Source organism: Cupriavidus sp. F041 (assembly GCF_057814235.1).
In genome coordinates, this window is sequence record NZ_JBVASY010000004.1 from 218,144 (window position 1) to 244,143 (window position 26,000).

The window sequence follows — 26,000 nt, forward strand, 5'->3', positions numbered from 1 at the left end:
CTTGAGGATTCCAGTTGTTACCGGGTAACGTTGCCGCACGGGGTGTTACCGGGTAACGATCATGAGGAGAGCAGGATGGCGCAGACGACAGCACAGCGGCAGGCCGCCTATCGGGCAAGGCGCGCGACGGCGGGCAAGGACGGCAACGGAGAGCGGCGGCTGGACATGTGGGTCAGTACGGAAGCCGACCTTGCTCTTGCACGGCTGGCGCACCGTTACGCGGTAACGAAGCGTCAGATGCTGGAGCGGCTGATCGCGCGAGCGGACGACGCGATCGTGCGCAGGCTCAATCCGGATTCGGAGCGGTGGGATCGCTATTTCAACGTCCCCCGCTAGCGCCTCGCTGTTACCGGGTAACGAGAGGCTTCTCTCAGTGTGATGGAGTTCCCGACTTGGGGGCAACGATCGACCCGCTGCTCAGGTAGGGTGCGGCGGCGCGGTTTGCTGCCGTGCAAAGTTGAACGGCAACAGGTCGCTGATGTCAGCGTTCGGCGCGCGCTGTGGCAGCTCTGTGAGCACGTGGAGCAGATAAGCATACGGCTCGACGTCACAGGCGCGGCACGTAAGCATCAGGCTGTAGATCATGGCGCTCGCCTTCGCTCCAGCGACGGTGTCTGCAAAGAGCCATGCCTTTCGCCCTGTGCAGAATGGGCGGATGTCACGCTCGACCGGGTTGTTATCGATGGGCGCACGCCCATCGATAACGTATCGGCTCAGGTATTCCCACTGGTTGCGCGCGTAGGCGATGGCCTTGCCCAGCAGGCTCTCCGGCAGTACCAGCGGTGCCTGCTGGTCCAGCCATGCCTTGAGGGCTTCCAGCAGCGGCACACTGTGCTGTTGACGCAGCCGGTACGTGTAGTTGACGCGCGTTTCGCCTTCGGGCAGCTCTTCCTTGGCGAGCGTCTCGACCTGATACAGGGCTTTGAAGTACTCGAGCGCTTTTAGCACTCGCGCGCTGGGCTTCTTCTGCCCCTTTTGCGCATCAACGAACATCCGTCTGGAATGCGCAAGACAACCGAAGTGCGTGACGCCTTCGAGGGTACGCCAGGCACTGTAGCCGTCGGTCATAAGCATGCCCTCGTAGCCTGCGAGAAACGCCTGCGGATACTCCTGCCCGCGCCCCGGCTGGTAGTCAAACAGCACCACGGGATGCTCGCAGTCCTCCGCGCTGCGGTAGACCCACATGTACGATTTGCTCTGCGCGGCTTTGCCTTCCTCCTTGAGCACCTGTACCGTCGTCTCGTCGCCATGGATTAGTGGCTGCGTCAGCAGCGTGCGGCGCAGCGCCTGGTACAGTCGGCTGTAGTGCAGTTGCGCGGGCCGGATGATCCAGTTGGCCAGCGTGCCACGGCCAACTGCAATGCCGGCGCGACCCAGCGCGTCTTCCATGCGGTACAGCGGCGTTCCATCCACGTACTTGGCGGTGGTCACCGTCGCCAGCATCGCTGGGCTTGCGTTGCTGCCCGGCAGTGGTTGCGCTGGCATCGGCGCGGTCACCACCGGCGTGCGTTCGGCATTGCGCTCGCAGTGCCGGCACGCGTATTTGAAGCGGACGTGCTGCAGTACGGAGACCTTTGCTTCGATGTGCAACTGCTCGCTGACTTCCTCGCCCAAGCGGTGCATTGCGCCCTGGCAGCACGGGCAGATCTTCTCGTCTTCGGTCAGGTCGTACTCGATACGTTGGCGCGGCAACTCCGCCGGCAGCGGCTTGCGGCCACGTTTGCGGCCTGCGGGCTTATCAGGCTCTGGCAGCCCCGTGTCCGGCGGCGCGAGCGCGTCATCCTCATCGTCGTCGGCCGGCTCCGCAGCGGCCATTTGTTCGGCTTCATCGAACACACGGTCCTTGAGCTTCTCGCTGCTTGGTGCGAAGCGTTTGGACTGCGCGAGGCGGAACTGTTCCTCAAGGAGCTTGATGCGCTCGTTCAGCTCGGCGATGTGCTGAACGTTGGCAGCAGCCCGCGCTTCAAGTTCGCGGATATAGGCCTGGGCGGCCGGCGGCAATTGGGAGAGGTCGTGTTCGTTCATGCTGAACACGATAGTGCAGCCTCCGCCCAATCTGGTATACGTCACACCGAACGACCATCAAGCCGTGTGCTGATATTTGCGCGACGGGTGCCGCTTCACGGCGTCCACGTCGATACCGTCCAGTAGCCAGTGCAACTGCTCGGTCGTGAGCTCGATCACCGCGTGCTCACGCCGCGGCCACACAAAACGGTCTTCCTCCAATCGCTTCAAAAGCATCCAGAAGCCGTTTCGGTCCCACAGTAACAGCTTGATGCGGTTGCGCCGACGGTTATGAAAGGCGTAGACGGCGCGGGCAAACGGATCAAGCTGCATCGACTGCTCGACCAGGGCAACCAACCCATTGATCCCGAGGCGGAAGTCCACCGCATTGCGGTGCAGATAGACCTGCAGGTCAGCGTCGAGCCGGAACATCAACGCGCCCCCAGCGCTTCGATCATCGCCTTCACGAGCGTGACGTCCTGCTCGCCGCATTGGAGTTCCACCGTCACGCCGTTGGGCATCCGCGCCGTGAGTACCGCGAGTGGCAGAGATGGACGCAGCGATGGTTGGGGCGAAGCAGGCGCCTCGGCCGGCAAACATTCCAGCGCCACCGGCGATTCCGAAACGCGCGTTACGCCGCTAACCTCAACGACCGGTACGAACGCTGGCAGTACAGGTTCCGCACTACCGGCCGCCGCGGCTTCTGTTGCCAATTGGTGCAGCCGAATCCACTTGCGCAACTGGTTCGTATTGATGCCGACCTTGAGCGCCATCCCCGCTACCGATACCCCTGGCCGCAGACACGTCTCGACCAGTTGGCGCTTATCCCCCGGGTCAAAGTCTCGCTTTCCGTTGGAGCGAACCCGGATCACCCTCAGCGGCGGAACTTCACATTCGGCTTCGATCATGCTTGCGTCCGCAAATAGTGGTTGCGGACGCAAGCCTGCCCACTCTCAGCCGCAAAAGCTAGGTGCGCTTAATTTCGCGCTTACGGAGTTCCGGCAGGCGAGCGACGCGGAACGTCTGCAGGCCCGTCAGCAGCAAAGCCTGCCGGTGCTGGCCGAATTGCGTAGCTGGCTCGACGCGGCACTGCCCGCGGTCCCACCGCAGACCGCGCTGGGCAAGGCCCTGGGGTACCTGAACACCTACTGGTCGCGCCTGGTGCGCTATACCGAGCGTGGGGATTTGCCGATCGACAATAACTGGGTTCATGCCGCTAGCGGCATAATCCGGGTGTCGGCATAACCCGGTCGAGCGTGACATCCGCCCATTCTGCACAGGGCGAAAGGCATGGCTCTTTGCAGACACCGTCGCTGGAGCGAAGGCGAGCGCCATGATCTACAGCCTGATGCTTACGTGCCGCGCCTGTGACGTCGAGCCGTATGCTTATCTGCTCCACGTGCTCACAGAGCTGCCACAGCGCGCGCCGAACGCTGACATCAGCGACCTGTTGCCGTTCAACTTCGCACGGCAGCAAACCGCGCCGCCGCACCCTACCTGAGCGGCGGGTCGATCGTTGCCGCCAAGTCGGGGACTCCATCACACTGAGAGAGAGCCTCTCGTTACCCGGTAACAGCGAAGCGCTAGCCCTAACTTTGAGTTCAGGCCAACGTAAGGTGTTGATTTCACGCGGTTATGCGAGTGCGTAGCGAGGGCTGACTGGGTACAGGTGCTACGGCAGGGCTGCCGGGCTGATGCCCAGGAGGCGGAAGGCGCGGTCCTGAAGGGGCGTTGGCCGCGTGGTCATGATGATCTTGGCCTCCGGATTCAGCGGCGTGTGGCAGATGTTGTAGGTGAGCGTGGCCAGATCACCGAGCAACGTGCGCAAGCTGTGGACGGGCAGATCATCCTCGGTGCGCTTGGTGGCGTCCTTGGCTTTCGCCTGTTCCGAACGCCGTGCCTTGGCCACGGGCGAGGCACGGGAAGCGCGCGCTAGCTCGATGTATTCATCGTCAAACAGCATCGGCTTCAATTTTTCGCGCATGTGCCATTCGACGTAGTAGGCCAGCATGCACAGAAAGACATGAGCACGCACGCGCTCGGCATTCCAATGGAACACGGGGCGCACGTGCAAGTCCATGGTCTTGAGCGAACGAAACGCTCGCTCGACCGCCGCCAAGCCCTTGTAGGCCGACACGGCCGCCTCGGCTGACAGTTGCGCCGCCGGCAAACTCGTGCGCACCACATACAGGCCATCGAGTGCCGCCTCTTGCTCGATCTGTAGCGTCTTGCGCGCCCAGGCAAAGCTGGTGTCGGTGATGGTCAGCTCGAAGTGCTTGGCCATCTTGAAGCGCTCGATGACCCGGCCCACGCGCAGGGCAATCGCCTCCGTGCCCTTGAGCCGGTTGCGCGCGCGCGTGGTGGCCTCGGCAATCTTGTTGAGCTCCTGTTCGGTGGCCTGCAACAGCGCCTCGCGTTTCCTGGCCCGTTCGTCGGCCAGCAGCGGATTGCGGCACACCACCAGTCGCTCGCCAGGAAACGTTTCGCTGGTGAGTTCGATGAGGTTGCGTTCATCGAACAGCGAGGGCTGAAAGGGGCCTTGTTCGCGGGCGAGTTCAGCTACCTGCGGGGCGCGCAGGCTACTCACCCAGTCCAGTCCTGCCGGGCGCAACAGCGTGTCGATACGGGCTTGCGTCAGCATCCCCCGGTCCCCTACCCAGGCGAGCTTCTCGATGCCGAAACGGTCTTTGAGCTTCTCCACCTGAGACGCCACCGTGCTCGGATCGGCAGTGTTGCCGGCGAAGACTTCGACCGCCACCGGACACCCTTGCGGCGTACAGACCAGACCGAACACGATCTGCGGCTCGTGACGCTTGCCATCGCGGCTGTAGCCGTAGGCCGCCAGGTCGCAGCAGCGCCCGGTCAGCCAGGTGGAAGTGAGGTCATAGAGCACCAGGGTGCCACCAGCCAGATGCTGCTTCGCCAGGCGCTTCTCGATGGCTTCCTGGGCCTCTCCCAGCCAGTCCAGCGCGGCGTACAACTCCTCGGGCTCCACATCGCCGATGCCGAGCATGCGCGACAGCGAATGGGCCGCGGTCTCTTGCTGCAGCATGCGGTGCGTGGCCAGCTTGGAGGCGGGCGAAATCAGGCGTGCCACCAGCAGCGCCATGACCAGGGATGGCACGCGGCCCGGCGCCGCCGCGAACCAGTGTTGCGCGCCACAGGCGCGGGCCGTACCGAGCGCGGCGGCCACATGGCCGTGCGGCAGACTGCGCTCGATCACCAGGGCCTCATCGGCCGAGGCCACGGCCGCCCCGCCGCGCAGCAAGACCTTCAAGCCCTCGATCACCTCGGGCGGAAGTGCGGACAAATTCGCCAGGGTGCGTTTCTTGACCTTGTTGCCTTCGCGATAGGACTCGCGCAGCAGGATCGCCGGCGGGGAATTGCGGTTGGGGACGTGTTCGATATACATGAACACCATTATTGGACATATTCAGCAAAAAACAAGGCTAATGTAATGTATTTACATGGGTACATATGCACCCCAAAAAATAGCCGAAACCCAACGGTGGCGCGGGTTCCGGCGAGTTCAGGGGCCAAAGTTAGGGCTAGCGGGGGACGTTGAAATAGCGATCCCACCGCTCCGAATCCGGATTGAGCCTGCGCACGATCGCGTCGTCCGCTCGCGCGATCAGCCGCTCCAGCATCTGACGCTTCGTTACCGCGTAACGGTGCGCCAGCCGTGCAAGAGCAAGGTCGGCTTCCGTACTGACCCACATGTCCAGCCGCCGCTCCCCGTTGCCGTCCTTGCCCGCCGTCGCGCGCCTTGCCCGATAGGCGGCCTGCCGCTGTGCTGTCGTCTGCGCCATCCTGCTCTCCTCATGATCGTTACCCGGTAACACCCCGTGCGGCAACGTTACCGGGTAACAACCGGAATCCTCAAGGTGTGCTGGATTAAGCGCTTACGTTCAATCAAATGTCTAGGCTAAATTGAGATGTCCGGTCTTTGGCTAAGTTGAAATGTCCGATTCCGAGCGCGTGGTCTTGGGGTTTCTTGGCTTGTTTCTTTCGGGTTTCCCGTAAGGCAGTGGTGCTTTGAAAGCTGTTTCGAGCACAGCATGCAAGTCAGTGGCGTTGAGCTGTCGCTGAGGTTTCTTGCCCGGAGCTGCCTTGTGAGGCCGCGGCGGCGTGCCTGAATTGGTCCTGGCGGGAGCGCCGGCGCTGCGTCGGCTATCCCGCTTTGCCTGCATCTCCTGCGCCACGCGCAGTACGTGACCGAGACGCTTGTTCTCGACGATCGCGCCTTGGTCAATTTCTGACAGACGGTCATAGGTGGTGTAGGGCAGGGTAGCGCCATCGGCCCAGATCTCGATGCGCCCGTCCGGGTACTCTGCCACTTCGATATAACGATGAATCAGGCGGCGATGGTCGGGCTGGTCCGCCAGCAAATATAGCGTCTTATCGTACTGCAGCGTCAGGCTCTGCGATACCTTGCGCCATTCGCGCCAGGTAAAGATCCGCGCCAGGTCCTCATCGGCTCGCACTGCGCGATGCGCATCAAAGTCGCTTCTGGGCGGCTTGGCAAAGCGCCCATTGAAGTCGACCAAGAAGGCTGGTACGAAGGCGTTGGCGTCCGCCTGAGACGAGATACCGCGCAGCCGCAGCTCCTTGACCAGACGGTCCTGCAGCGTGCTATTCATCCGTTCCACGCGGCCCTTCTCAAAAGCAGTCAACTACACGTGATCTGACCGGTGGGATGCAATCCTTCCGGGTTACCCATCCCTTTCATCCGCTTTACGGGCGAGAATTCGCGCTGCTGGAATGGCGCAATGCGTGGGGAGAGGACCGCATCTATTTCTACGACGAAATGGGCAACCTCAGACGCATGCCGGCGGCCTGGACGAGCGCAGCGGCGCCAAACGTATTCGAGGTAACGTCGGCCGGACGATCGCATTTCCGAGTAGAGGACCTGTTGCAACTTGTCGCGCTGATTGCCCGACAGCGGGAGGCTAAGCGATCTGGAAGGCCGCAAGCGCGCAAGCGCAAGGTGTCAAGGGAATAATGCCGCTTATGTAAAGATATTTATGCCATTTAGTATCCCGTGCATCTACCTATCCATGGGCGCCATGACACTGAATGCGGTTCGTTTATACAGTTACTGCGGGCATTCTCTACTTTTTTCTAGTAAAAAACCTTGACATAGGTGATGCGTGGGCATAATTTAGATTACATATGACTCGCATTCGAAAACCCGACCCTAAGCTTGCAGCGCTCGAAGAGAGCGGCACGGTGAATCCTCACTCGCAGGGCATCGATGATCCCGCCTTTATCGCCAGCGACTTCTTCGACCCCCGCGATCTGGTTCAGGCCCGCTATGAAATGCTGCGTCGCGTACGTGTCGATGGTCAGGCCATCGCCGATGCCGCTGCGCACTTTGGGGTCAGCCGACCGACGTTCTACAAGGCGCAGGCCGACTTTGATCGAGAGGGCCTGGTCGGGCTGCTGCCAGACAAGCGAGGCCCCCACGGGCCACACAAAATCACCGACGACGTGATGCGCTTCATCGAAGATGCACGTGCCGTGGAGGATGGTCTCGATGTGCAAATTCTTGTCGAACGGATCGCGGAACGCTTCGGTTTGACAGTGCATCGACGCACCGTGGAACGCGCCTTGGCGCGGTCGAAAAAAAAACGGCCATAAAAGCCCCCGCGGCAACGCTTGATGTTCATGTGCTGACCAGATACTACGAGGCGTTGCGTAAAGATGTCGTCGAGCCAAGCGAATGCGGCCGCACGATGATGCGCGGTCGCGCACTTGTCATGTTCAAGGGGATGGCCGCCTGGATGAAGTGTGCGGCCGAAGACGGCTCGCCTCGCCCAGTGCCCGTGGCCGCGAGGAGCGGGTTGAGCCTGCCTGTAGGTATCGAACGGAATCTGGTTGACATCGTGGCAACCATGGCAATCGCGACAGCGCTAGAGGGGATGACATGACTGCAGAGACCCACTCGAAAGTACAGGCAAGACACCTCAAGAGGAACGCCTATCTGTACGTGAGGCAGTCCTCGTTGCGGCAGATGTTCGAGAATACCGAGAGCACCAAGCGCCAGTATGCTCTGCGACAGCGCGCCATCGCGCTCGGATGGCGCAACGATCAAGTCGTGGTCATCGACTCGGACCTCGGCTTATCCGGTGCATCTGCGGTCGAGCGCGAGGGCTTCCAGCGCCTCGTCACCGAGGTGAGCCTGGGACGGGCCGGGATCGTAATGGGTCTGGAGGTGTCTCGGCTGGCGCGCAACTCAACCGACTGGCATCGGCTATTGGAGATCTGCGCACTCGCCGACTCCCTAATTCTTGACGAAGATGGAATTTATGACCCCGCGCATTTCAATGATCGGTTGCTGCTCGGCCTGAAGGGCACGATGAGCGAGGCAGAGTTGCACGTCATGCGGGCACGGCTACGCGGTGGCATCCTCAACAAGGCGCGCCGCGGAGAACTCGAGATGCGGCTGCCGATCGGCTTTGTCTACGACACCGAGGGGCGCGTGCGCCTGGACCCGGATGCACGTATCCAGGAGAGTGTTCGTCAGCTCTTCCGCACGTTTCGTCGCACGGGCTCTGCCACCGCGACCGTCAAGGCCTTTCGTGACCAGGGTCTTCAGTTCCCGCGCCGGATTCACCGCGGAGAGCGCAAAGGCGATGTGCTGTGGACCGAGCTCGAACACGCACGCGTGCTGTGGGCTCTCCATCATCCGCGCTATGCCGGTGCATTCTGCTTTGGGCGCACGCGGCAACGCAAGCATCCCAATGGTCAGAACGTCTGCCTGCGACTGCCGCCCGAGGAGTGGACCGCGCTGATTCGCGATGCGCACGAGGCTTACGTGAGCTGGGAGGAGTTCGAACAGAACGTTCAAATCCTACGCGACAATGCCCACGCACTTGGCCTCGACCGTGAGAGAGGGGCGCCTCGCGAGGGGCCGGCGCTGCTGCAAGGCTTGGCGATCTGCGCCAAATGCGGCGAGCGAATGACCGTTCGCTATCACATCCAAGGCACGCGTAGGGTGCCGGATTACATGTGCCAGCGCCGGGGCATTCAGCACGCGCACCCTGTGTGCCAGAGTCTCCATGGTGGTGAGCTTGACGATGCAATTGGCAGGTTGCTCGTGGAGTTGGTCACGCCGGTAACGCTTGAGGTCGCTCTGGCCGTGCAGAACGAGCTTGAGAGCCGTACCGAGGCGAGCGACCGACTGCGCCGCCAAGAGCTCGAGCGAGCGCGCTACGAGACCGATCTGGCACGCCGTCGTTACATGCAAGTCGATCCGGAGCATCGATTGGTTGCGGACTCGCTTGAAGCGGAATGGAACCATGCGCTGCGCGCTCTCAGTGAGGCCCAGGAACGCTACGAGAAGCAGCGCGAAGCCGATCGCGCCGGAGTTGACGACACACAGCGCAAGAGCATCATGGCACTTGCGAAGGACTTTCCTCGCCTATGGAACGATCCGCACACGCCAGATCGTGAGCGCAAGCGCATGGCACGCCTACTCATCGGCGACGTGACCCTGCTAAAAGGCACGGACGTCAGCGCTCAGATACGCTTCAACGGCGGCGCAACACACACGTTGCACGTGCCACTATCCAAGCCCGCGTGGATGTTACGGCAGACCCCGCCAGCCGTCGTCGCTGAGATCGACCGGCTCCTGGAAAACCACACTGACGGTGAAACGGCAGAGCTACTCAATCGCCAGGGACTCACGTCAGGTCAGGGCAAACCGTTTCACCACGTAATGGTCACCCGGATTCGGCTCTCCTACGATCTGCAAAGTCGCTACGACAGGCTGCGCGCGCGTGGCTTGCTCACGCTGGACGAGATTGCAAAGTGCCTCGATGTCGCACCGACTACCGTCAAGATATGGCGCCGTGCCGGCCTGCTCGTGGCGCACCGCTACGACGACAAGGGGCAGTGCCTCTTCGAACAACCTGGCGCGGATGCGCCAGTGAAGTATCGCCATCAATGCAAATCTCGCGGTAAACGTGCAGTCACCGCGTAAGTATCATCCCACTCGACCCATGAGGTGCATTGTGATGCATAGTCCTTGGCCTGGCTGGTGTTGGCGCACAGGATGTCGATGTTCAGCTCGAACAGCGCGCGCCCAAACTGCGTATAGCCATCACCCCCGGCGGCATTTGGCTGATTGACCCTGAACACACTGGCCTTGTCGCTGTAGAACGCCACCGGCTTACCGTGGCACTCAAGGTAAGCCCGTGTCGCCTCGAAATATGCAAAGGCCGATTCGGTCGGCACGAAGCGCAACGTCATCAGTTGGCTGGTGGCGTCGTCGACGTAGACCAGCAACGTGCAAGGCGACGAGCGGTCCTCGAACCAGGCGTGGTCGCTGCCATCGATCTGGATCAGTTCGCCCAAACAGGCGCGCCGATTCCTTGGCTGGTGGACCTTGGGCGGGCGCAGCCGGCGCGGCACCCAAAAACCCGCGTCAATCATGAGGCGGCGCACGGTCTCCTTGGCCAGCGCGATGCCGTGGCGCTCGCGCAGCTTCTCGCAGGCCAGGGTTGGACCGAAGTCGGCATAGTTGTCGCGGATCAGACCGAGCGCCCGCGCTGCAAGGCCCGGCGGTGTCCGGTTGTTGGCCAATTGACCCTGGTGGCGATTCAGCAAGCCGGCGGCGCCGTCCTGTTGGTACCGGCGCAGCAGGCGCAAGGTCTGGCGAGGGGTCAGTCCCAGCCTGGATGCCGCAACCCCGGTCTTTAGGTAGGCGTCGGCCAGCGCCTGGATGACCTTGAGCCGGTCAATCTGCCGCATCGTCATGGTAATGGCTCCTGCTGGCATGACGGGCTCCGTGGCGCTGGAAGCCGTCAAGCTTACGCTGGCCAAACTCGGACATTTGAGCTTAGCCAAAAGCAGACATTACCGCTTAGCCGCTACAATCAAAAAGACGCGCAATCGTTATTATGTTAAATCTAAGGTGTATATGGGCGTGTATTTCTCCGGATTGGCGACGCTTGAGCTGCCGCAGACTTTGTTTTTCCAGTATCAGCCCGCTTCAGCATCCAACGATTTTCCGTGAGGATCAATGGCTACCAATTAGATATCTCTCTGGTATCGGTTAGCTAGCCAGAAATTGGCGCAGCGCTGTCCACTCTGCACCCTACTGCCGCCAGAATTCGCACGAACCGTTGACCCGGTTGGCAACTCGAGCGTCTTGGCTTTGCTCTTGCCCGCCTCCTGATGCTCTGCGTTCGCAGATCCCTGCTGCCTGGACCCGCATGGCGTAGGCATTCCGGGAGGCCAGGAAAGGCAGGGTCGCCCATAAACGTAGTCCTTGCCACAGTAGCGTCGTGATCCAGCAGTGCCTGCGCGGCGAACTCAGGGCTGCGGACAAGCGCCAGACGCTGGCAATTTGAGTTGACGTGTGCGTGGAAGCTAAAGGCAGATTTCCGCATGCCTAGCGCAAGCTCGTGCTTGCGGTACGGTCCATTCACTTCGCCAACATCACCTGCTCATGCCGGGCTTCAGGCTTGGTCGAGAATTTGGTACGCAGGTTTATCTAGACAACAAATTAGCCGACCCGTCATTGAGATACCTCCCCCGGGAATCGCAGCTATAGGTAGAGGCGGTCGCCCCCGGGGCGGCCGAGCCGAATCTCGCTTGGGCTGCCATAGCGCTGGCACGCCCTGACATCACCGAGGCCGTCAGGGGTCCCCCTGCGATAAGTCGAAATTTTCACGTACAGCGTATCTATTACTCGAGAAGTTTCTACGCCTGAATTGTCGAGCGATAACTCCAATTGCTGTGCCGTTAGCAAGATGCCGAGAAGACTGTCTGAAAGCGTCTCCGTCAGGCGGACGACGTACTCCCCAACGCCGATTGGCTTCGCGGACTCACGCAGCGCATATTCGACGAATAGTCCATTTTTGCTCTTGCAGAGGATGAGGCCAATGGTTCGCAGTCTTCGCCCATGGGTCTTGCGAACGGCCCTAGAATCCGGGCTGCGCGATGGCTCCCCGTTTGGCCCCGCCGTGGCGGAGCAAATACCTGAACAACATCGTCGAGCAGGACCATCGGGCCATCAAGCGCCTGACTCGACCGATGCTTGGCTTCAAGGACTTTCGCTGCGCGCGCATCCTGCTGGGCGGCATCGAGCTCATGCATATGATTGCCAAGGACCAGATGCAGTGCCACGAAGGGAGCCCGCGGGGTACGACTGACCGCCCCCGGCGAAGCTGCCCTGCAAGCAGCCAGGAACTGCCTGCAAAACGCCGAAGAAGTAAGCGCAGCCGCGCGTGCGACCGCCAGTGGCGAAGCCGGCCGTCTGCGCATCGGGTTTATCGGCTCGGTGACCCGTCGGGGTAATTCGAATGGAAGGCCCTTCCATTCGCGTTCATATAGATTACCCCTGCTAGGACGGTCTCAACCTCTTCCCGGCCTATCGCATGAACTCCGCGCCGCTGTGTGCGACGACAGAAAACGGCCTCAGCCGACGCCGTTCGGCCCCGGCGTCATTCCTAACCAAAAATGACCGCAATCCTAGCCTTTAACCCAATTAAGGTCCAATATTGCGGCCTTGACCGAAAAGTCGAGGCGACATAGAATGTTTGCAATCACAATCCCTAAACTACTTTAGGACTGCAATTGCAGACAATATGAAACGGAATGAAGCGCCTCTCCTGCCACCCATTCGTCTCAACGAAGCGCAAGTGCTGGGCGAGCGCATCACCCAGCTACGGCAGGGATTGAAGCTACGCCAGTCTGACGCGGCTGCGCGGGCCGGACTTTCCCGCTCCACGGCCATTCTGATCGAAAAGGGTGATCCCGGTCGCACGCTGACGCAGGTACTTCGCTATGTGCATGCCATGGCGCCGGATGTCTCCTTGCAGGCATTGCTGGCCGGCGAGGTTCCCGCCCTCGTTGCCTTGCGCGCACGCAAGTTGCCGCAGCGTGTGCGCAGCGTGACCAAAGCTGAACTTCGCGATCTTGACTTTTAAGGAGCCATCCCTTGGCAACCCGCCGCGTCCCTGAACGGGTAGCAGTTTTTGCCCATGTTCCCGACCAGGCCGAAGGCTTGCATCACTTCGTGCCAGCCGGTCTGCTGGACCGCGAGAAGGCCGCGGCCGACCAACAGACGGTCAGTTTTGCCTACGGCACACGCTACGTGAAACGCCCAGAGGCATTCGAGGTGGACTCGCGGGCGCTGAGCCTGGCTCGGGCTCGCGAGAATCCTGGCACGCGGTGGTATCCGCTGCCCGACATCGGTGAATTTGGCGGCATTCGCGACGCCGCGCCTGACGCATGGGGCCGGCGCGTCATCGAGGCCCGGCTCAACGCTGCACCCAATAGTCTGGATGAATTCACCTATCTGCTGGAGGCCGGCAGCGATCGGGTCGGCGCGCTTGATGTGCGAGAACGCCTGGACGCACCACCTCGGCAGGCCGCAGGCAATATGCTGAGCCTGCCGTACCTGCTGCAAGCCGCGGCGGTCGTCGAAGAGGGAGAGCCGATCCCCGCGAATCTCCTCCCCTACCTGGGTGGCGCGCCTTCAGCTGGCGGCGCGCGCCCCAAAGCGTCCGTGCGCGATGAGAAAGGGGTACTGTGGCTCGCCAAGTTTCCCGCCAAGAACGACGCTTACAATATGGCCATTCTTGAGGCAGGTACCCTGGATCTGGCACGCGCTGCAGGTCTGACGGTACCCCCAGTGCAGGTGCTCGCCGTCGGCGACAGTCCCGTTCTGTTGATCCGCCGGTTTGATCGTTACTGGGCGCCCGCAGGCCAGCCGCTGCCAGCCATGGCGCGCGGTTATGACACCGAGCCGCAAGAGGGATTCACTGAAGGACGAATTCCGCAGGTCAGCGCTCTGACGCTGATGGCCTGCCCGGAGATGGAATCGATCGCCAAGGGCTACAAGGATCTCGCGCAAACCATCCGCGATCAGGTTCATCCCGATTGCATTGCGCGCGACAACGAGGAGCTTTTCGCTCGAATGGTGCTCAATATCCTCGTGACCAATGACGACGACCACCTGAGGAATCACGCCTTCTCCTATGACTCGCTACTGCAAGGCTGGCGGCTGAGCCCCTTGTACGACGTTGTTCCGCGGCCGTCGGTATCGCAGGAGAGGCGCTTGCATTTGAGTGTCGGAACCCAGGGGAAACTTGCCACGCTGGACAATGCGATGAGCGAATTTGCAGCCTTCGTGCCGGATCGGCCCGCAGCCCTTCGTGTCATCCGCCGGGTCTGGGGCGCCGTTCGAGGCTGGAAGATCATCTTTGAGGCGCAGGGAGCGACACCTGCACTCATCAACATCCTCGAGCAAGCCATTCGGCCTTTGTCCGAGATGGCCACCCCGGAGCTCGAACGCGAACTGCGCCGTATCCCGTAGAACCGCAGCGCATGACACCAGGTCAGGCGGACGCCGTCGGTACGATGGCAAGCAAGAAGGACCAGCGTCAAATTGCGCAAGGTGATGGCGCTCGAGTTCCTCGATGGCGGCACGGTCGGCGCTCCGGTAACCGTTACGATAAACGAAGGAATGCGCAAGCGTGTCCCGCAGCAGCACATCTTTTCCAATCTGTTCGTTCCTCACTCAAGAAACTTCGATCTCGTTTGAGAAATCGAACCCTTTGAGCCCACTGGCTTCTACTTTCTTCTTGAATCGCTCGGTCACGCTACTTTTTGCAGGGAAACAAGGGGACCCCATTTGGCGCGGTCTCCATCATGAGCCTTCGTAGGCTCTTGTCGACTGTCCATTTTGGTTATGTTGACAAAGTCATAGGTGCTAGTTGCAGCACTTCTCAAGGCCGCGGCACGAACCGTGGAAGTCCATCCTCCAACCGTTCTCGGCGCTTCGCTCAACCGCCTGCGCAGCGTCGACACATGGCTAGACGATTCCGGCATCACCAGCGGGCGCATCGGCACGATCCACAATTTCGACAGCGGCTTCGTGGCCTGGGCATGCTGGCTGCGCTGACGTACAGATCCAGATGTCAGGCAGAGCGTCAGTGCCGCTGCCATCGGTACGCAATTGCCACCGACACCTGGGAAGTCCGTCCACTTCGGCATGGCGGGACCACGAGTTTCGTGACCTTGCGCCGGCGTATTCCGTTTCAGACCTGTCCAGGCCGGATTGCAATGTCCTTCCTTTGACGGCAACGCGGCGCGCTCCTTTGACTTTCGAAACCCCCTATCCAATACTGGAACGGCGGTTTTCCCAACATTGTTGCTGGGGACAGGACGGCTGACACCGTTTCCTCTCGAGGCGGCGCCCCTTCATTTGTCCGCGCCATGCGAATCGATGGGGGAATTCGATCGACTGGCTGACGCTATATCAGGGGCGTTCTATTTTGCGCGACAGTAACCGGTTTTCGCACTTGGCGGATCCCATGAACGCTGGATGGACCATCATCAGGATACAGCCATGCCGACGCACGCCCATCTCCACGCGGTGCGGCACGGCGATGGATAGGCCAGTCAGTACTGGCCATGACACGCGATCGCGCCGCGCATGCGAAAACTGCGGCCCGATCCGGGCGACCTGCCCGCGCGCCGCCAATGTCGCCCCAGCCGCGTTCGAGGCGGCGAAGCGGGCCAGACAGAAGGGGGCTGCGCATGCTGCCCCGGCTTGCCAGTGCGCTCAAGCTGACCCGCCGGCCAACAAGCGTACGCGGCAAGCATCTAGACGCTGACAGTGATCGCGAAGCAATGACGGAGACAATCATGAATAAGAGCAATCACCCGAAGCCGTTCTACAGATCCCTCTACTTCCAGGTCATCACCGCGATCGTCATCGGCGTCCTCCTGGGCCACTTCTATCCGCACACCGGCGAGGCGATGAAGCCTCTGGGCGATGGCTTTATTAAGCTGATCAAGATGATCATCGCCCCGATCATCTTCTGCACGGTCGTGGTGGGCATCGCCGGCATGGAGGACATGAAGAAGGTCGGCAAGACCGGCGGGCTGGCGCTGCTGTACTTCGAAGTCGTGAGCAGCATTGCGCTGGTGGTGGGCTTGTTCATCATCAATATCGTCAAGCCCGGCGCCGGCATGAATGTCGACGTAACCACCCTCGACACGAAGGGCATCGCCGCCTACACCGGGCCCGGAAAGATGCAGGGTACGGTGGATTTCCTGCTGAACGTGATCCCGAGTACCGTGGTTGATGCCTTCGCCAAGGGTGAGATTCTCCAGGTGCTGCTGTTTGCGGTGATGTTCGGCTTCGCGCTGCACAAGTTCGGCGGCCGCGGCACGCTGGTGTTCGATTTCGTCGAGAAGTTCTCGCATGTGCTGTTTACCATCGTCGGCTACATCATGAAGGTCGCTCCCATCGGCGCGTTCGGCGCCATGGCGTTCACCATTGGGAAGTACGGCGTGGGTTCGCTGCTGCAGCTTGGCCAGCTGATGGCGACGTTCTATGCGACTTGCCTGCTGTTCATCTTTGTCGTGCTTGGTACCATCGCACGCCTGCACGGCTTCTCGATCTGGAAGTTCATCAAGTACATCAAAGAGGAACTGCTGATCGTGCTGGGCACGTCCTCCTCCGAATCCGTGCTGCCGCGGATGATGGCCAAGCTGGAGAACCTCGGCGCCCGCAAGTCTGTCGTCGGCCTGGTAATCCCCACGGGATACTCGTTCAACCTGGATGGGACGTCCATCTACCTGACCATGGCGGCAGTATTCATCGCTCAGGCGACCAACACGGACATGACCCTGATGCAGCAGATCACGCTGCTGGCCGTGCTGCTGCTCACTTCAAAGGGCGCCGCCGGCGTCACCGGCAGTGGCTTTATCGTGCTCGCGGCCACGCTGTCGGCGGTGGGGCATGTGCCGGTAGCCGGTTTGGCCCTGATCCTCGGCATCGACCGGTTCATGTCCGAGGCCCGCGCGCTGACCAACCTGATCGGCAATGGCGTGGCCACGGTGGTGGTCGCGAAATGGACCGGCGACCTCGATGTCGAACGGATGCATCGCAGGCTGGACAACGAATCGGACACCGAGGCCGACGAGCCCGAGGTGGTGCTCGATCAGGTCGCGGCCCACATGCCGGTCGCTGCTCCCAGCACCGATATGCCTCGCTGACCTTCACGTTGCCGATGCACGCGCGCTCGCGCTGGTGACTTGCAGCCGCGGGCGTTGTCAGGTTGATTGATCAGTGGCGTAAGATGGCTCGATGAAGAAAACGAAATGGATCTGTCGCTGTAAGCGTTCGGTAGAATGTAGTGGTCTTGAGCTCAGCGCCATGAGCCGGCCATGAATCCGGAAGTCGCGAGGGGCGACCGGGGTCGTCACTCCGAGCGTGGACCATGCCACACAAGCCTCGAAGTGTGCAGCATTGGCAGGGCGGCGCTATGGCCTCTTGCCGCTGAGTTCAGCCTGCATCGCCTTTGCCATTGTTTTCAGATGAGCCCGCGAGGACGCGAGAATCTCACCCGAGAGCGCGGAATCGTTGATGGCACGCGCTACCGTCAGCGAGCCGATCATGGCGTTCATCAGGTTTGCTGCGTGCTCGGATGCCCGTTCCTGCGAACCGCCGAGTTGGGCGGCGACCCAAGCGCGGCGTCGCAGGTACTGTGCCGTGAAGGCCGCTCTCACTTCGTCGCTTGCGCGCGCGATCTCAGCGCCCAGGGCGCTCATGCAGCAGCCGCTTGCCAGATGCTCCCGGTGCTTGGTGCTCAGGTACACGTCGATGAAGACATCGATCGGATCGCCACGCGTCTTGGCAATGACGCTCGCAAACCGAACCTCGTCCTCGTCGAACGCATGGGCTACCGTCTCTGCAACCATGGCCTCGCGGGAGTCAAAGTGCTTGTAGAAGCCGCCATGCGTTAGCCCGGCCTTTTGCATCAGTTCGGCAAGCCCGATTCCTTGCATGCCGCGCTGCTTGAACTCCTGCGACGCAATCTCCAGGATGCGCTCGTGACTGGCGGCCTTGTCTTCCTTCGAGTAACCCATGCTGTGTATGTCCTGACTGATGTCATCCGCGACGCACTGTCGCCTGCGCTCACCAGTTCTCCTTGAACGGGCGAATCTCCACGTTGAACGACCACGCGCTCCTCGGCTGCTGCATGACATGCCAGATTTCCCCGGCGATGTCTGCCGGCTTGATGAAGAAATCATCCGGCTGGTGCGGCAATTTCTCTCGCGTCCATGCCAGGTCGATGACGGCGTCAATCAGCACGTAGGCGACATGGACGCCTTTGGGGCCGAGATCTCGAGCCATCGATTCGGCCAGGATCCGTTGGGCAGCCTTGGTCGGAGCAAATCCCGCGAAGTTGCTCTTGCCCCTTAGCGCGGAAGTATTCCCGGAGGCGATGATAACGCCCCGGCCTGCTTCTATCATCGCCGGCGCCAATCGCTGCGCAAGGTGCAGGAATGCCATGACGTTAGTCTCGAAATTCCTGGCCAGGAACGCCGGATCAATCTCCTGGAAGTTACCCCAGCCGCCACCTACCGCGTTGTGAATCAGCGCTTCGGGCGTGCCGAACTCCGCGCAGACGCGGTCCAGCGTGGCCAGCAGGCGCGGGGTGTCGGTGACGTCGACAGGGAAGGCGCGGGTGCCAGGCAGTTGCGCCTCTATCTGCTGCAGCCGTTCCGCATTCCTGGCGATCATCGCCACTTCATACCCGCCCTCCACCAGGCGGCGGACCACGGACAGACCGGTGCCGGGGCCGACACCTGTCACCAACGCACGTTTCGCACTCATGCTCTTGCTCCTTCCAGCGGCTGGCACTGCAATTGCGCCTTGACGAAATTCAGGCGGTCGTTACCGAAGAACATGTGATCGCCGACGAAGAAGAACGGCACGCCGAAGGCACCGCGCTGGGCCACCTCATCGACGAGGCTCGCCATCGATTCCAGAATCGGCGGAGAGGAAGCGCGCTCCCAGAGGTCGTGCGCGTCGATGCCGCGGGTGTCGAGAAATGCTCTGCGCCCCTCTGCGGTCGAAAGGTCATCGGTCCCGGCCCAGACCGCCTCGTAGAGCGCCTCGTGGACCCGCTGGAATACCCCGGTCTCCTGTGCGACGAGGGCGGCTCGCGACATCATCGCGCCATCGAAACGGCCCTCTTTCATGGCTTGAATGATTGCCATATTGGGCGCAAACGGGACACCGTAGTGCTCAGCCCAGCGCCGGGCGTCGGCCACGGCGTAGCGCGCCTTCGGCGGGCACGCGGGGGAGGGCTGGTTGTTGACCTTCTTCATGACGGCACCGATGTCGACCGGGCGGTAATCGATATCGGCCTCCCAGGTCCTTACCTGGGTGTCTGCCAAGTAGGAATAGGGACTGCGGTAATCAAAAACGAACTGAAGGGACATGACGGGGTTCCTGATCGATCTTGCCTGTGGGATGAACTGCGTCGCGTATCCGTTCCTGAACGGGTTATGGATGTTAATCATCATCCAGTTAGGATGTCAAGCAACATCCAGATGCCGGCTCAATCTACGCGGCGAGCGATCGGAACCCAGCAAATGCACTCGGCTACGTTACGAGGAAAGGGGGCGCGGTCCACGAATTCGCTCATCTCACCCATACGCCCCAACGGATGCAGTGCCCCCAGCGCCGCATGATTTTCGTCGGAGGTTGTAGGTCGCCCCTCCCGAAGAACATCTCCGGGCCTTTCGATCTACACCCGCTCATCGAAACGACAGCTTTCACATAGCAGTGTGGCGCTTCCATGATCATCCCGATCAACCTTGGCACCGCACTTTGCACGTAGCGCCTGCTCATCGGTCTACACATCGTGACCCCCGACAGCGCTGCGCAAGCGTCCGCCCGGGCGCTTTCCCCCGCTCCGCTGCGGGCACTCGAGATTTTTCCTTGACAAGGCGCGACGCATGTTCCAACATGAATTACATCGCATACGATTTAAACGTATGCGATTTATATAGAACCGACAACCACCAGAGATCCATTCCATGAGCAAGATCGAAAAAGTCCTCGCCACCGGCAAGACCCACACCACGCACAGCGGCGCCGGCGTTACCTCGCGCGGCCACAACGGCACGCTGGACATCGCGCTGTCGCCCGGCAACAGCGCCACCCCGGCGCACGTGTTCCCGGCCATCCAGCCGCACCCGACCGCGGAACAGCTGTTCGCGGGCGCCTGGTCGGCGTGCTACATCGCCGCGGTCGGCCTGGTGGCCAAGGAAATGAAGCTGGAGCTGCCGTCCGACCTGGCTGTGGACATCGAAGTCGACCTGGGCCAGACCGGCGCGGAGTACTTCCTGCAGGCACGCCTCAATCTGCGCGTGCCGGGCCTGCCGCAGGATGTCGCGACGGAACTGGCCCACGCCGCCGATGCAATCTGCCCCTACTCGAAGGCAACGCGCGGCAATATCAACGTGGCGCTGAACGTCTTTACGACGTAATTCCCTGACCTTCTCATTACCGCAAAATAGTCGTATGCGATCTAAGCGTATACGATAATAATTCACCTGAAAAAAGGATGCATACCATGGGCACGATCACCACCATCGCCCGCTACGCCGTTGTCGCAGCCGCCCTGCTGACCGCTGCCGCCGCGCAAGCCGCCGGTTCGGCGCGCGACCCCTTCACCGATGGCACCCGCTCGGTCACCAGCGCAGCCGATCCGTACACAGACGGCGCGCGATCGGTACACGGCACGCGCAGCCCTTACACCGACGGCGCCCGCGGCAAGGTCGACCCTTACCTCGACGGCGCGCGCGCCTGAGACCGCGCAGCGCCGCGGAGGCCAGATGGTGCGCACGATTTGCTGCCGGTCGCGGGCGCCCTCCCCTTGGGCTCCCGTGACCGCCGCGGAAAGTTGTAGCACCTACGATCAAATCGCATACGATCTATAATCGACGCTTGCGATCCATCCGTCTTTGGCCAACAAGGCAGCAAATGAAATCCACCGACAAGCCCGCAGCAAACCCGACGCTCTCCGACTTCCTGTGCTTCGCGGTCTATTCCGCGAACCTCGCCTTCGGCAAGGCCTACAAGCCGATCCTTGAGCAGCTGGGGCTGACCTATACGCAATACATCACCATCGTTGCGCTATGGGAGCAGGACAACCAGACCGTTGGCAGCCTGGGCGAGAAGCTGTTCCTGGAATCGAACACCCTGACGCCGATCCTGAAGAAGCTGGAGGCGATGGGCTACGTGGAGCGGCAGCGCGACCCCGAAGACGAGCGCCAGGTACGCGTCAGCCTGACCAAGACCGGCCGCAAGCTGCGCGAACGGCGCCTGGAATCCAGCCTCGCCGGCGCGACCGGCCTGGCCCCGGACGAGTTCGCACGGATGCAGAAGGCAGTTGCGTCGCTACGCAACAACCTTATCCAGTCGGTGAAAGACAGCGAATGAACAAGCACACAGGACCCCCTGCATGACCAGCAATGCCGCCCAGTACAGCCCGATCGGCTGCGAGTTCCACGACCGCCTGGAAGACCTCGCCATCGTGCGCAGGCCCGCGCAGATCCACTATCGCGACGCCGATGGCACACCACAGCAACGCACCGCGACCATTATCGATGTGTACAGCCGCGGTGGCGCTGAATACCTGACGCTCAAGACTGGCGAAACCCTGCGCCTGGACCAGCTCGTGGAAGTCGACGGCGAGAAGCTGGCCGACTACTAGGAAACGCTGTCACGAAGGCCTCTTGGTCCCCGCCGTTTCATCCTTCGGGGTCGGGCGCGCCCGATGGGGCGACCGCGCCAAAGCGGGGGCTGACTAAGCGGCAATGCGGTGGTTTTCGGCTCTGGCAATGGACGGATACCATCGTTCAACGTGCGATCGGAGCTGGTCATTGAGCACGGCGGTCTGCGGCGCCGCGCTGCTCAGCCTCGCTCCACTTCGGGGAAACCGGGACGGTTTGCGGTGACGGCGGTCCGGTCGTGCGATACAACCGGCAATCATGTCTAATCCCGCGGTTGGGAGATTCAGGAGCCGAAAGCCGTGAGGGCCTCTCAGACCTCGGCATGGCCACAGTGTCGCGCCGTCGCCTGACCGCGCTAGCCGTTCGATGTCCAATCGTCGCCGGTTGGCGCGAGGCCAATTTGATTCGCCGTCAGATAGGGCCCCAATCCGGGAAAGTCGAACAGCCGAGTTGGCATACCTGCTGGTACCAGTTGGGCACGGTCATCGAAGATGCGACGCTAGGCGCCCCCGCCAGGCGTGACTGAAAATACAAGCTGTCGATCCGAAGTACGGCGATTAGAGTGCTTCGTGCGTCAGCCTGCATTTCCCTGCCTGGAGCGCCGGTCAGGCGCACGTCCGCCCCCCGTAAGGACGTAAGGACGCACGCCCTACCCAACCGGTCTATCTGGCACAGGCAAGGTTGACCGTGAGGCCGCCCCAATCCGTGGCTTGGTTGTTGTCTACCTGCACCTGCACTTTGTCTCCATGGTTGACGGTTCCGGCCGGCACCTCCTTGCTGCAGTCCTGATTGCCGTTGCTGATCTTGCAGCTCAGGTCGCTGATCGGCGTGATGATCGCAGACGCGCCGGACCCCGTTACTTTGTGTACCGAAATGTCTAGCGTGCCTTGCGGCTTGCCGAGCGTGGAGGCGGTGAGCGTGACGCGCGTGCAATCGTAGGGAATCAAGACGCCGAGATCCGACGGCAGCGGAATGGCGCCGCCGGAGCCGGTCATGACATATTGGCCGCGGCTGAGCGAGTCCGGCACATTGAAGTTGCCGTTATAGACCGTGCCTGTCGTCATGGTGACGCCAGAAGTCGGCCACATGCCATCCTTCTTTGGCCCGTACAGCGTCCCTGTCAGGGCATCGAAGTAGAAATCGCCATCGACGCCGATACTGTCGTTCGGCGCACCGCTGCCGGACAGGATGTGGCCGCCGCTGCCGCCACCTGAGCCGCCCGTACCGGCACTGCTGCCGCCGGGCGGGTTGGTCAGCGAGACACCTGCCGGCCACATGTCGTCGGCCTTGGGTCCGTACAACGTCCAGGTGTTGGTGTCCAGGTAGTAATCGCCGTTGTTGCCGATACCGTTGCCGGGCGCCCCGGTGCCCGCCAGGACGATGCCACCGCCGGACCCCGGCGACCCGCCACCACCCAGCGGAACGCCGGCCGGCCACGTGCCGTTCGCCTTGGGCCCGAACAGCATCGACGTTGTGGTGTTGACATAGTAGTCGCCATTGTTGCCGACGCTGTCGGTCGGATCTACCGTGCCCGACAGGATGGTGTTCCCGCTCGCGCCGGTATTGCCGGTGGCTCCCGCATCGCCCTTGGGGCCCGTCGGTCCTGCAAGCGAAACGCCTGCCGGCCAGGCCCCGTTGGTCTTTGGCCCGAAGAACATCCAGGTCACGGTGTTCAGGTAGAAGTCCCCGTCCTTGCCGGTAGCCGCCCCCGGATCGGTGGTGCCCGACAGCAAGGCGCCGCTCGCAGGCGCCGTCGTCGTTGCCGCGCCCGATCCCGCCCCAGCCCCTGCCACCGTTCCTGTTCCGGATCCTGCTCCCGCGCCTGGGGTCGCGGCGGTGCTGGCCGGCGTCGCTTCGCCCCCGCCTCCCCCTCCGCCGCAACCGGCGACTGTGATAGCCAGACAGGCGAGCGGCAATACCGCCAGTTTCATGCGGAAGCGTTTCATGATGGTCCCCCCGGACGTTTTCAAACTGCCAGAAATTGATGGTTTTGTAAGGCGCCAGCGATGAGGTCAATCTAGACGGAATCAAGGGGATGGAGAATCGCCCTTATGGACGGGCTGTGTAGGGGCGGAATACGCCCTGCAGGATGATGACAACGCATTGCGCCACGGGCGCGGAGGAGAATGCCGAAGTGCAATGCTCGAATTGGCGGACGGGTTCTCGCGGGTCATGCATTTCCCGCGAAGCCTTGCTCCATAACGCTTTGGCGCACATCGACAATCGTTCCGGGTGACGCCGGCCGTCACTCTGACCGCCGTTATTCAGCGCCTGGCAATATGCCGTTAAGCCCAACGGGAGTTGGGTGCTGACAGCGTTGAATGACTAATGAATTTGCATTAGTCGATGCCGCCAGGACCGTCGGACAAAAGGATGTTTCTCGGATGAAACGCAGCGGCGCGCCGGCACGGAAAACACGGCTGCCATCGCGCAGTGAGCGGGTCAGACGCGACGCTGCTTCCTTGATATCCGCGTGCCCCGATGCTTGATATCCAGATGGGCGACACCACGCGCTATGATGCGTTTCCACCGCATCGGCAACGGGCGCAGCACCGCCTCGCGCCACGGCCCGTTTTCTGGTGCGGATCAATCCGATCAACGAAGAAGGAATGCGTCATGGCGCTCGAAAAACCTGCATTGCACTCTGTCTGGCAAAACGAGCAGGGAGACAAATTCATCGTCCTCGACGTGTTTGACCCAGCAGAAGACGACGAGATGGGCGAGGACGACTATCTGCCTGGCTACTACCTCGTTACGTTTGTTGATTACGAAGAGCGCAACGAGGCCGAACCCTTTGGGGAGGAATTCGACAACGAGCAATGGATGGCGATGGTTACGTCACTCGACCTCAAACAGAGTGGCGTGGAGCCCGGTGATTACGCTATTTGACGCTTCCGCACCACGGAGACTTGTCTCGCGTGCGTTGGAGCCCCGTCGAGAATCGGGTACGCAGGTCTTCAAGCGGCGTGCCCTGCGCCTCTGGACCTTGCCCTTTTCTCTCCCGCCCAAGTGGCGATTGCAACGGTTTTGTCGCAGTAAGAAAGACCAGCCGGCAAGAAGCCGGCAGTGATGCTGGGTGGCGTCGAGCTCTGCCTGTACGGCGACTGTCTCTTGCTCGGCCACGACTACCGCGACCCGCGCTTGGTCGCGCTGCGCTTCCGCCTCACTCGCCTCCAACCGCGCTTCGGCCCGCAAGGCGGCCAGCTCGCCGGCGGCCACCCCTCGTGAAGACCTCTATTGGGGGGGGGGCCGTCCCGGGGCTACGCGCATCCTCAAAGTTGTGGAGGCTGAGGCATTTGCATCGGAGTCCGGAAGGAGAGGGCCGCGCGGGGAGGAAGAGTAATGGGGCATGATCCCCCTCCGCTCCGCCCTGTGCTCTCTCTTTACTGCAGCTCGATCTTCGCGATCGCTGCCAGCCGTTTCCAGCGCGCTATCTCGTCCTTCTGGTAGTCGCGAAGTTCTGCCGGCGTGGATAGGATCAGCGAGGTGGACTGGCGCTGGTAATACTCCTTGACGTCGTCGGCGGCGCCGGCCTGGGCGAACAGTTCGCCAAGGCGTTGTGCGATGGGCGCAGGTGTCTTGGCGGAGACCGCCGCCGCCACCCAGTTGTAGGCCAGGAAGTCCGGCACGCCGGCTTCGGCCGCGCTAGGCACGCCCGGCAGTAGCGGCGAGCGCTGGGGCGCGGTGTAAGCCAGCGCGCGCACTTTGCCGCCCTTGACCAGCTCAATCGCGCCGCTGGCATCCACCACGGCGAAGTCCACGTTGGCGGCCATCACGCCGTTGATCGCGTCGCCCGCGCCCTTGTAGGGCACGGCAGTCGTCTTCATGCGGCTTTGCTCGTTCAGCCATTCGCTGTAAAGCGTGTACGACACCGAGCCGGTGCCGTAGTTGAGCGCGCCGGGCCGCCTGCGCGCATCCTCCACCAGCGCCTTGAGCGTGTGGTACGGCGAGCTGGCCGGGACGATGATCAGGCATGGCCCACGCGACAGCAGCGTGATGGGCGTGAAGTCGGTCAGCGGATCGTAAGGCAGCTTGCGGAAGGTGGCTGCATTGGTGGACAGCGTGGAGTTGCTGCCGATAAACACCGTGTATCCGTCGGCCGGCGCGCTGAGCAGCGTCTGCACGCCGATAAAGCCGTTGCCACCCGGCTTGTTCTCCACCACCACGCCCTGCCCCGTGAGCTCGCCGATCTTCTTGGCGAACATGCGGGCGGTCATGTCGGTACCGCTGCCGGACGGGAACGGCACGATAAAGCGGATCGGCCGGCTGGGAAATGCCTGTGGCTGCGCCAGCGCGGCGAACGGCGCGCCTGCCAGGCTCGCTGCGACGGCGGTGCCGGTCAGGATGGCGAAGCGGCGCCGGGAACAGTTCACGGTTCGGTTCATGCTGTCTCCTTGGTCTTCCGCCTGGCGGTGGGTTCCGCCAGTGCGGGGGTGTCA

The 26,000-nt window shown here is 61.9% G+C and carries 27 protein-coding genes and 3 pseudogenes; 17 read left to right on the top strand and 13 right to left on the bottom strand.

Going from position 1 to position 26,000, the window contains the following annotated elements; translation table 11 throughout:
- The first annotated feature begins 75 nt into the window (after nucleotides 1-75).
- Nucleotides 76-336 carry a hypothetical protein gene (locus ACZY0R_RS42245; RefSeq protein WP_488865254.1) on the top strand — a complete coding sequence of 87 codons (261 nt, stop codon included), beginning with the start codon at nucleotides 76-78 and terminating at the stop codon, nucleotides 334-336.
- 81 nt (nucleotides 337-417) lie between these two features.
- On the opposite strand, the gene tnpC is transcribed toward ACZY0R_RS42245, so the two are convergent.
- The 3 genes from tnpC to tnpA are packed head-to-tail and all read right to left on the bottom strand — an operon-like array spanning nucleotide 418 to nucleotide 2,912.
- On the bottom strand, nucleotides 418-2,025 hold the full coding sequence (gene tnpC / locus ACZY0R_RS42250) for an IS66 family transposase (RefSeq protein WP_488865252.1): 1,608 nt from the start codon (nucleotides 2,023-2,025) through the stop codon (nucleotides 418-420).
- 57 nt (nucleotides 2,026-2,082) lie between these two features.
- The gene (tnpB, locus tag ACZY0R_RS42255) at nucleotides 2,083-2,436 is read right to left on the bottom strand and encodes an IS66 family insertion sequence element accessory protein TnpB (RefSeq protein ID WP_376990061.1); all 354 of its coding nucleotides are present in this window, start codon (nucleotides 2,434-2,436) and stop codon (nucleotides 2,083-2,085) included.
- Entirely contained in the window at nucleotides 2,436-2,912 is a 477-nt protein-coding gene (gene tnpA, locus ACZY0R_RS42260) for an IS66-like element accessory protein TnpA (RefSeq protein ID WP_488865250.1), read from the bottom strand. Before tnpA ends, tnpB begins: the two co-directional genes overlap by 1 nt.
- A 94-nt stretch (nucleotides 2,913-3,006) precedes the next feature.
- On the opposite strand from tnpA, the pseudogene ACZY0R_RS42265 reads away from it, so the two are divergent.
- Nucleotides 3,007-3,505, top strand: a pseudogene (locus tag ACZY0R_RS42265) (IS66 family transposase); the annotation flags it as partial.
- Between the two features lie 171 nt (nucleotides 3,506-3,676).
- Here the strand turns inward: ACZY0R_RS42265 and ACZY0R_RS42270 are convergent.
- From ACZY0R_RS42270 to ACZY0R_RS42280, 3 genes are all read right to left on the bottom strand, one after another.
- Complete coding sequence (locus ACZY0R_RS42270) at nucleotides 3,677-5,416, bottom strand: IS1634 family transposase (RefSeq protein ID WP_488857696.1); 1,740 nt, start codon at nucleotides 5,414-5,416, stop codon at nucleotides 3,677-3,679.
- A gap of 136 nt (nucleotides 5,417-5,552) precedes the next feature.
- Complete coding sequence (locus ACZY0R_RS42275) at nucleotides 5,553-5,813, bottom strand: hypothetical protein (protein WP_488865254.1); 261 nt, start codon at nucleotides 5,811-5,813, stop codon at nucleotides 5,553-5,555.
- A 141-nt stretch (nucleotides 5,814-5,954) separates the two neighbouring features.
- Entirely contained in the window at nucleotides 5,955-6,644 is a 690-nt protein-coding gene (locus ACZY0R_RS42280) for a hypothetical protein (protein WP_488867644.1), read from the bottom strand.
- Between the two features lie 56 nt (nucleotides 6,645-6,700).
- Between ACZY0R_RS42280 and ACZY0R_RS42285 the strand changes: the two genes are divergently transcribed.
- The 3 genes from ACZY0R_RS42285 (at nucleotide 6,701) to ACZY0R_RS42295 (ending at nucleotide 9,988) form a co-directional block, all read left to right on the top strand.
- Nucleotides 6,701-7,006, top strand: a complete 306-nt coding sequence (locus tag ACZY0R_RS42285) for a DUF5372 family protein (RefSeq protein WP_488856672.1) — start codon at nucleotides 6,701-6,703, stop codon at nucleotides 7,004-7,006.
- 170 nt (nucleotides 7,007-7,176) lie between these two features.
- Entirely contained in the window at nucleotides 7,177-7,644 is a 468-nt protein-coding gene (locus ACZY0R_RS42290) for a helix-turn-helix domain-containing protein (protein ID WP_488856673.1), read from the top strand.
- A gap of 286 nt (nucleotides 7,645-7,930) precedes the next feature.
- Nucleotides 7,931-9,988, top strand: a complete 2,058-nt coding sequence (locus ACZY0R_RS42295) for a recombinase family protein (protein WP_488856674.1) — start codon at nucleotides 7,931-7,933, stop codon at nucleotides 9,986-9,988.
- 44 nt (nucleotides 9,989-10,032) lie between these two features.
- Here ACZY0R_RS42295 and ACZY0R_RS42300 read toward each other — a convergent pair.
- Nucleotides 10,033-10,785 (bottom strand): annotated as a pseudogene (locus tag ACZY0R_RS42300) (ISNCY family transposase); the annotation flags it as partial.
- Between the two features lie 10 nt (nucleotides 10,786-10,795).
- Between ACZY0R_RS42300 and ACZY0R_RS42305 the strand changes: the two are divergent.
- Entirely contained in the window at nucleotides 10,796-11,023 is a 228-nt protein-coding gene (locus ACZY0R_RS42305) for a hypothetical protein (RefSeq protein WP_488867646.1), read from the top strand.
- A 534-nt stretch (nucleotides 11,024-11,557) separates the two neighbouring features.
- Here the strand turns inward: ACZY0R_RS42305 and ACZY0R_RS42310 are convergent.
- Nucleotides 11,558-11,989 carry a PDDEXK nuclease domain-containing protein gene (locus ACZY0R_RS42310; RefSeq protein WP_488867815.1) on the bottom strand — a complete coding sequence of 144 codons (432 nt, stop codon included), beginning with the start codon at nucleotides 11,987-11,989 and terminating at the stop codon, nucleotides 11,558-11,560.
- On the opposite strand from ACZY0R_RS42310, the pseudogene ACZY0R_RS42315 reads away from it, so the two are divergent.
- The 6 genes and pseudogenes from ACZY0R_RS42315 to ACZY0R_RS42340 all read left to right on the top strand — a co-directional run.
- A pseudogene (locus ACZY0R_RS42315) lies at nucleotides 11,980-12,132 on the top strand (DDE-type integrase/transposase/recombinase); the annotation flags it as partial. The gene ACZY0R_RS42310 and the pseudogene ACZY0R_RS42315 overlap by 10 nt on opposite strands.
- Nucleotides 12,133-12,551: 419 nt before the next feature.
- Nucleotides 12,552-12,941 (top strand): helix-turn-helix domain-containing protein, encoded by a 390-nt coding sequence (locus ACZY0R_RS42320; RefSeq protein WP_488867647.1) that lies wholly within the window; start codon nucleotides 12,552-12,554, stop codon nucleotides 12,939-12,941.
- Nucleotides 12,942-12,952: 11 nt separating this feature from the next.
- Entirely contained in the window at nucleotides 12,953-14,332 is a 1,380-nt protein-coding gene (locus ACZY0R_RS42325) for a type II toxin-antitoxin system HipA family toxin (protein WP_488867649.1), read from the top strand.
- Between the two features lie 72 nt (nucleotides 14,333-14,404).
- Nucleotides 14,405-14,560, top strand: a complete 156-nt coding sequence (locus ACZY0R_RS42330; protein ID WP_488867651.1) for a hypothetical protein — start codon at nucleotides 14,405-14,407, stop codon at nucleotides 14,558-14,560.
- Between the two features lie 204 nt (nucleotides 14,561-14,764).
- A complete protein-coding gene (locus tag ACZY0R_RS42335; RefSeq protein ID WP_488867653.1) occupies nucleotides 14,765-14,920 on the top strand; it encodes a hypothetical protein in 156 nt (51 codons plus the stop codon).
- Nucleotides 14,921-15,666: 746 nt separating this feature from the next.
- Nucleotides 15,667-17,025: a dicarboxylate/amino acid:cation symporter gene (locus tag ACZY0R_RS42340; RefSeq protein ID WP_488867655.1), complete on the top strand. Its 1,359-nt coding sequence runs from the start codon at nucleotides 15,667-15,669 to the stop codon at nucleotides 17,023-17,025.
- Nucleotides 17,026-17,292: 267 nt separating this feature from the next.
- Here the strand turns inward: ACZY0R_RS42340 and ACZY0R_RS42345 are convergent, their stop codons facing one another.
- Genes ACZY0R_RS42345 through ACZY0R_RS42355 form a run of 3 tightly spaced genes read right to left on the bottom strand, consistent with a single transcriptional unit; the run spans nucleotide 17,293 to nucleotide 19,260 of the window.
- On the bottom strand, nucleotides 17,293-17,898 hold the full coding sequence (locus tag ACZY0R_RS42345; RefSeq protein WP_488867657.1) for a TetR/AcrR family transcriptional regulator: 606 nt from the start codon (nucleotides 17,896-17,898) through the stop codon (nucleotides 17,293-17,295).
- Nucleotides 17,899-17,947: 49 nt separating this feature from the next.
- Complete coding sequence (locus ACZY0R_RS42350) at nucleotides 17,948-18,649, bottom strand: SDR family NAD(P)-dependent oxidoreductase (RefSeq protein WP_045240232.1); 702 nt, start codon at nucleotides 18,647-18,649, stop codon at nucleotides 17,948-17,950.
- On the bottom strand, nucleotides 18,646-19,260 hold the full coding sequence (locus ACZY0R_RS42355) for a 2-hydroxychromene-2-carboxylate isomerase (RefSeq protein ID WP_488867659.1): 615 nt from the start codon (nucleotides 19,258-19,260) through the stop codon (nucleotides 18,646-18,648). The genes ACZY0R_RS42350 and ACZY0R_RS42355 overlap by 4 nt, the downstream gene beginning before the upstream one ends.
- 600 nt (nucleotides 19,261-19,860) lie before the next feature.
- Here ACZY0R_RS42355 and ACZY0R_RS42360 point away from each other — a divergent pair.
- The 4 genes from ACZY0R_RS42360 to ACZY0R_RS42375 all read left to right on the top strand — a co-directional run bounded on the left by ACZY0R_RS42360 (nucleotide 19,861) and on the right by ACZY0R_RS42375 (nucleotide 21,542).
- Nucleotides 19,861-20,313, top strand: coding sequence for an Ohr family peroxiredoxin (locus ACZY0R_RS42360; protein WP_488867661.1), 453 nt, complete (start codon nucleotides 19,861-19,863; stop codon nucleotides 20,311-20,313).
- A gap of 77 nt (nucleotides 20,314-20,390) precedes the next feature.
- Nucleotides 20,391-20,636, top strand: a complete 246-nt coding sequence (locus tag ACZY0R_RS42365) for a hypothetical protein (RefSeq protein WP_488867663.1) — start codon at nucleotides 20,391-20,393, stop codon at nucleotides 20,634-20,636.
- Between the two features lie 173 nt (nucleotides 20,637-20,809).
- Nucleotides 20,810-21,268, top strand: coding sequence for a MarR family winged helix-turn-helix transcriptional regulator (locus ACZY0R_RS42370; protein ID WP_488867665.1), 459 nt, complete (start codon nucleotides 20,810-20,812; stop codon nucleotides 21,266-21,268).
- A 22-nt stretch (nucleotides 21,269-21,290) separates the two neighbouring features.
- Nucleotides 21,291-21,542, top strand: coding sequence for a hypothetical protein (locus ACZY0R_RS42375; protein WP_488867667.1), 252 nt, complete (start codon nucleotides 21,291-21,293; stop codon nucleotides 21,540-21,542).
- A gap of 681 nt (nucleotides 21,543-22,223) precedes the next feature.
- Here the strand turns inward: ACZY0R_RS42375 and ACZY0R_RS42380 are convergent.
- On the bottom strand, nucleotides 22,224-23,507 hold the full coding sequence (locus tag ACZY0R_RS42380) for a hypothetical protein (protein ID WP_488867669.1): 1,284 nt from the start codon (nucleotides 23,505-23,507) through the stop codon (nucleotides 22,224-22,226).
- A gap of 535 nt (nucleotides 23,508-24,042) precedes the next feature.
- On the opposite strand from ACZY0R_RS42380, the gene ACZY0R_RS42385 reads away from it, so the two are divergent.
- On the top strand, nucleotides 24,043-24,450 hold the full coding sequence (locus ACZY0R_RS42385; protein WP_488867671.1) for a hypothetical protein: 408 nt from the start codon (nucleotides 24,043-24,045) through the stop codon (nucleotides 24,448-24,450).
- A gap of 494 nt (nucleotides 24,451-24,944) precedes the next feature.
- Here the strand turns inward: ACZY0R_RS42385 and ACZY0R_RS42390 are convergent, their stop codons facing one another.
- Nucleotides 24,945-25,946, bottom strand: a complete 1,002-nt coding sequence (locus tag ACZY0R_RS42390) for a Bug family tripartite tricarboxylate transporter substrate binding protein (protein ID WP_488867673.1) — start codon at nucleotides 25,944-25,946, stop codon at nucleotides 24,945-24,947.
- Nucleotides 25,947-26,000 lie beyond the last annotated feature (54 nt).